Source organism: Actinomadura sp. KC216 (assembly GCF_004348535.1).
Classification (GTDB): domain Bacteria; phylum Actinomycetota; class Actinomycetes; order Streptosporangiales; family Streptosporangiaceae; genus Spirillospora.
In genome coordinates this window covers 1-4,755 of sequence record NZ_SMJX01000475.1, presented here as the reverse complement: position 1 = coordinate 4,755, position 4,755 = coordinate 1, and the positions used below count along the sequence as shown (strand labels likewise).

The 4,755-nt window shown below is 77.1% G+C and carries 7 protein-coding genes; 2 read left to right on the top strand and 5 right to left on the bottom strand.

The window, feature by feature from the left end; translation table 11 throughout:
• The first annotated feature begins 16 nt into the window (after positions 1–16).
• Positions 17–778, top strand: a complete 762-nt coding sequence (locus E1264_RS40325; protein ID WP_132182479.1) for an HAD-IIA family hydrolase — start codon at positions 17–19, stop codon at positions 776–778.
• A gap of 31 nt (positions 779–809) precedes the next feature.
• Here E1264_RS40325 and E1264_RS40320 read toward each other — a convergent pair whose 3' ends face one another.
• A complete protein-coding gene (locus tag E1264_RS40320) occupies positions 810–1,211 on the bottom strand; it encodes an ester cyclase (protein ID WP_243711470.1) in 402 nt (133 codons plus the stop codon).
• Between the two features lie 85 nt (positions 1,212–1,296).
• On the opposite strand from E1264_RS40320, the gene E1264_RS40315 reads away from it, so the two are divergent.
• The gene (locus E1264_RS40315; RefSeq protein ID WP_132182473.1) at positions 1,297–1,923 is read left to right on the top strand and encodes a YigZ family protein; all 627 of its coding nucleotides are present in this window, start codon (positions 1,297–1,299) and stop codon (positions 1,921–1,923) included.
• Positions 1,924–2,016: 93 nt separating this feature from the next.
• On the opposite strand, the gene E1264_RS40310 is transcribed toward E1264_RS40315, so the two are convergent.
• From E1264_RS40310 to E1264_RS40295, 4 genes are all read right to left on the bottom strand, one after another.
• Positions 2,017–2,268, bottom strand: a complete 252-nt coding sequence (locus E1264_RS40310; protein WP_132182471.1) for a hypothetical protein — start codon at positions 2,266–2,268, stop codon at positions 2,017–2,019.
• A 52-nt stretch (positions 2,269–2,320) separates the two neighbouring features.
• Entirely contained in the window at positions 2,321–3,430 is a 1,110-nt protein-coding gene (locus E1264_RS40305; RefSeq protein WP_243711469.1) for an NAD-dependent epimerase/dehydratase family protein, read from the bottom strand.
• 111 nt (positions 3,431–3,541) lie between these two features.
• Positions 3,542–4,354: a methylated-DNA--[protein]-cysteine S-methyltransferase gene (locus E1264_RS40300; RefSeq protein WP_132182469.1), complete on the bottom strand. Its 813-nt coding sequence runs from the start codon at positions 4,352–4,354 to the stop codon at positions 3,542–3,544.
• The coding region (locus tag E1264_RS40295) for an RNA polymerase sigma factor (protein WP_132182467.1) at positions 4,354–4,755 on the bottom strand (402 nt) is incomplete at its 5' end. The genes E1264_RS40300 and E1264_RS40295, both read right to left, overlap by 1 nt.

The window sequence follows — 4,755 nt, the reverse complement described above, 5'->3', positions numbered from 1 at the left end:
GAGCGAGCGCGGGCCCATCGACTACTGGCTGTCGGACATGGACGGCGTCCTGGTGCACGAGGGACGTCCCGTGCCCGGCGCCGAGGAGTTCATCCGGCGGCTGTCGGCGTCCGGCAAGCCGTTCCTGGTGCTGACCAACAACTCGATCTACACCCGCCGGGACCTGTCGGCGCGGCTCGCCGCGGCCGGGCTGCGGGTCCCGGCCGAGGCGATCTGGACCTCCGCGCTGGCCACCGCGAAGTTCCTCGCCGACCAGCGGCCCGCAGGATCGGCGTACGTGATCGGCGAGGCGGGGCTGACGACGGCGCTGCACGAGTCGGACTTCGTGCTGACCGACATCGACCCCGACTACGTGGTGCTCGGCGAGACCCGCACCTACAGCTTCTCCCAGATCACCCGCGCGATCCGGCTGATCGAGGGCGGCGCGCGGTTCGTGGCGACCAACCCCGACCCGATCGGCCCGTCCCCGGAGGGGTCGCTGCCCGCGTGCGGCGCGGTCGCCGCGATGATCACCCGCGCGACGAAGGTGGAGCCCTACTTCGTCGGCAAGCCGAACCCGCTGATGATGCGGACGGCGCTGAACGTCGTCGGCGGGCACAGCGAGCGGACCGCGATGGTCGGCGACCGGATGGACACCGACATCGTCGCCGGCGTCGAGGCGGGCCTGGAGACGATCCTGGTGCTGACCGGCGTGACCGGCAAGGACGAGATCGCCCGGTTCCCGTTCCGGCCGCACCGCGTCGTGCCGTCCATCGCCGACCTCATCGACCTGATCTGACCCGCCCGGCCCGGAGGCGGTCGCGAAGGGTTCAGCGGACGGCGCCGAGCGCGGCCATGAGGCCCAGCGCGTCCGACACCACCCAGTACTCGGCGAACCGGCCGTCCTCCGCGCGGAAGATGTCCTGCCCGCGGAACGACACCGGCGTGCCGGGCGCCGCGGTCGCGCCCGGGATACCGCCCCGGTACTCGCCGTGGAAGGTCCATCCGGCGGCGACCATCCCGTCGCCGACGACCGGCCCGACGTCCAGGGTGGTGCGGACACCGCCGAACGAGGCGTGGGAGCGGCGGACCTGCTCGGCGGCCCCGGCCGGGCCGTGCACCTCCAGGTTCGGCCAGTGCCCGATGAACCCCGGGGCCAGGATCTCCTCCGCGGCGGCGTAGTCGCCGGTCCACACCTCGAACAGCCAGCGCCGGTACAGCTCGTCCAGCATTTCCATCCCTGCGCGCTGCCCGCGCGCGCCCGCGCCAAACCCCCGCCGCCGCGCCGGGGGCGCACGCCGTAGACTCGGTGCGGCCATGCGCACGATCAGACAGGCGGGGTCCCGCGAGCTGGAGGTCCGCCGCTCGCGGTTCGTCTGCACCCTCGCCCGCGCCGCCGGGGAGGACGAGGCGGCGCGGTTCCTGGAGGAGCACCGGCGCGCGCACCGCGACGCCACGCACAACTGCACCGCCTACGTGGTCGGCGAGCACGGCGAGTTCACCAGGAGCAGCGACGACGGCGAGCCCGCGGGCACGGCCGGGATCCCGATGCTGGAGGTGCTGGTGCGGCGCGGCCTCACCGGGACGGTCGCGGTCGTCACCCGCTACTTCGGCGGGGTGAAGCTCGGCGCGGGCGGTCTGGTCCGCGCCTACGGGCAGGCGGTCGCCGGCACCGTCGACGCGGTCGGGGTGGTGGAGCTGCGCCCGGTGGTGACGGTCACCGTCGCGGTGGAGCACGCGCTGGCGGGACGGTTCCTCGGCGACCTGCACGCCCGCGGCGTCCGTCCCGGCGATGTCCGCTACGGGCGGCGTGTCGAGGCCGACGTGCCGGTCCCGCTCACCGACGTCGACGACTTCGAGGCGTGGGCGGCGCAGGCCACCGCGGGCCGCGCGTCCCTGCGCCGCGGCGTCCCCGGCTACGTCGAGGTCCCCGTCACCCCCTGAACCTCCCGGCCCCGCTGGTCCCGGCGCGGGCGCTGATGACGGGCGCGGCGGTAATGAGCCTGGCGGCCCTGACCGCGCCGCCCGGAGCGGGTTTCAGCCGCCGAGGCTGTCGAGGGCGACGTCCAGGCGCTGGGCGAGGCTCTCGATCTGCTCCTCGTTGGCGCCGGTGTCGAGTTCGGCGATCACGGCGTTGCGGGTGGTGATGACCAGGGCCTCTTCGGGCCCGTCGCCGCGGCCGGGGTCGGCGGGCACGACGGCGGCCTTCCCGGCCACGACGACGAGCGCGGCGTCGCGGTGGGCGGAGGCCAGCAGGGCGTGCAGATGCTCCGAGGTGATCGTCGGCATGGGGTGACCTCCAGATGCGGACGGCGGACGGCGGGCGTGCGGGTGGCGGGTGTCAGGGTTTGCGGCCGATGCCGGTGACGAACTCGCGGGCGCGAGCCGGGCCGCCGGTCCCGGGCGACAGCGGTGGGGTGTCGCGGCCGGCGCCGGTGCGCAGCCCGTCCAGGAACTCGGTGATGGCCTCGCGGGCGGTGTGGCGGGGCGTCCAGCCGAGCTGCTCGCGGGCGCGCGAGGTGTCCATGAGCGGGACCCGCAGCGCCAGGTCCAGCAGGCCGGGGGAGGCGGGCACCAGATGCAGCCGCCACGCGGCGGCCAGCGCGGCCCGCACCCCCCGCGCCGGGAGCCGGACGGTGCGGGCGCCCAGCATGTCGGCGAGCTCGGCGGCGTCGATGACGGGGTCGGCGGCGATGTTGAACGCGCCGCGCGCGTCGCCGGAGACGCCGCCGGTGACCGCGAGCCGGAACGCCTCGCCCGCGTCGGCGGAGTGCAGCGCCTGCAGCCGCAGGCCGGGCAGGTCCGGGACGGCGGGGATCAGGCCCGGGCGGGCGAGCCGTCCGGGCAGCAGCGGCCCGGCGAACAGCCGCCGCTGCTCGGCCGCGGTCTGCCGCTCGAACACGAACCCCGGCCGGATCCGCACCACGCGCCGGTCGGGGTGCGCGGCCTCGAAGGTGTCCAGGAGCCGCTCGACGTAGGCCTTCTCGCGGCTGTAGGCGGCGCCGGGCCAGCCGTGCGTGGGCCAGGACTCGTCGACCGGCCGGTCCTTGGGGCCGGGCGAGTACGCGCCGACCGAGGAGGAGTACACCAGCGCGGGCACCCCGGCGCGGGCGGCGGCGTCGAACACGCGGGCGCTGCCGACGGCGTTGGCGTCCCACGTCACCGCCGGGCGGTGGGTGGGCTGGAACAGCCACGCCAGGTGCACCACGGCGTCGGCGCCGCGCATCAGCGGGACCAGGTCGGTGTCGGTCACGTCGGCCTCGGCCCACTCGACCTTCTCACCGCCCTCGTCGGGGGCGGCGGCCCGGCCGGGGTCGCGGCGCGCCAGGCCCGTGACGGCGGTGACGCCCGGGTCCGCGGCCAGCGCCCGGAGCGTGCTGGTTCCGATGTTGCCGGTGGCGCCGGTGACGACGACGCGCATGGCGGCCTCCCCCTCGTCGTGCCCCGTCATCGTGCCGCTCCGCGGGTCCCGTCCCCGCGGGTGGACGGGACCCGGCCCATTCCCGCCTCCCGCCGTTCTATGCCCGCCAGGGCGGCCGGGTTCAGGCGGGTTCAGGCGGGTTCAGGCGGGTTCGGTGGGGCGGCAGTGCCGGCACGGCCGGTACCCGGCGGCCCGCGCGGCGGCCAGGTCGCGGAACCCGCGCCGGTGCCCGGGCGTGATCCGCCGCGCGTCCCCGCAGGTGGGGTAGCACACGATCCCGGTGGTGTCGCTGCCGACCAGCCGCACGCCGCGGCGGGCCAGGTCGGCGGCCTCCTCGACGTCGACGTCCTCGGCGCGCAGCAGCCGCTCCTTGGCGTCCGCGCCGAACACGTAGTCGCCGAGCGCCCCGTCCGAGCGGGTGACGCGGTGGCAGGGGATCAGCAGCGGGACGGGGTTGCGGCCCAGCGCCGACCCGACCGCCCGGACGGCCTTGGGGCGCCCCGCCGCCCGCGCCACCCACGCGTACGGGCGGGTCTGCCCGCGCGGGATCCGCGCGGCGGCGCGCAGCACGGCGGCCTCGAACTCCGACAGGCCGCGCAGGTCCAGCCGCAGCGCGCCGAGCCTGCCGGTGCGCAGCGCGGGCACCAGCCCGGCGGGCGGGCGGTCGGCGGGCAGCAGCGGCCGCGCGAACCGGGCGCGGAACGCGGCGGTGAACTCCTCGTCGTCGAGCCCGGCGCGCAGGTAGGCGACGCCGTGGTCGGTGAAGGCGACCTGGAGGCCCTCCAGCGGCCCGGGGACGTGGACGCGGCGCGCGGCGATGCGGTCCAGCAGGGACGGCGGAGCGTCGGCGGCCAGCCCCGCCAGCTCCCCGGCCAGGGGATCGGGCAGGGGACCGGCCGGGGTGCCGGTGGCGGCCGGGTCGCGGTTCCCGCGGGTGGGATCGGTGCGGGTCATCAGGTGCCCCCTCGCTGGTCAGGGCGCTGCGGATCGTGGCCGGCGCGCAGGCGGCGCAGCCGCGCCAGGCCGCGGGAGATGTGCGATTTGACGGTGCCCTCCGGGACGCCGAGCACGGCGGAGATCTCCGCGACGGGCAGGTCGGTGACGTGGCGGAGCACGACCGCGGCGCGCTGGGCGGGCGGGAGCGCGGCCAGCAGCCCGGCCAGCTCGCGGCCGGTCTCGCGGCGGGCGGCGGCGTCCTCCACGCCCTCGCCCGGGTCGGGCGGGTCCGGGGCGTCCTCGATCGGCGGTCCGGGCGGCGGGCGCCGCGCCGCCGTCCGCAGGCTGTTGCGCCACACGTTCGTCAGGATCGTCAGCAGCCACGCCCGGGGCCGCAGCCCCGCGATGCGGTCCGGCCC

Bases quoted from the DNA above. Each gene is read 5' to 3' on its own strand.
- E1264_RS40320 (WP_243711470.1), bottom strand. From the start codon at position 1,211: ATGCTGGACGAGCTGTACCGGCGCTGGCTGTTCGAGGTGTGGACCGGC.
- E1264_RS40315 (WP_132182473.1), top strand. From the start codon at position 1,297: ATGCGCACGATCAGACAGGCGGGGTCCCGCGAGCTGGAGGTCCGCCGC.
- E1264_RS40310 (WP_132182471.1), bottom strand. From the start codon at position 2,268: ATGCCGACGATCACCTCGGAGCATCTGCACGCCCTGCTGGCCTCCGCC.
- E1264_RS40305 (WP_243711469.1), bottom strand. From the start codon at position 3,430: ATGACGGGGCACGACGAGGGGGAGGCCGCCATGCGCGTCGTCGTCACC.
- E1264_RS40300 (WP_132182469.1), bottom strand. From the start codon at position 4,354: ATGACCCGCACCGATCCCACCCGCGGGAACCGCGACCCGGCCGCCACC.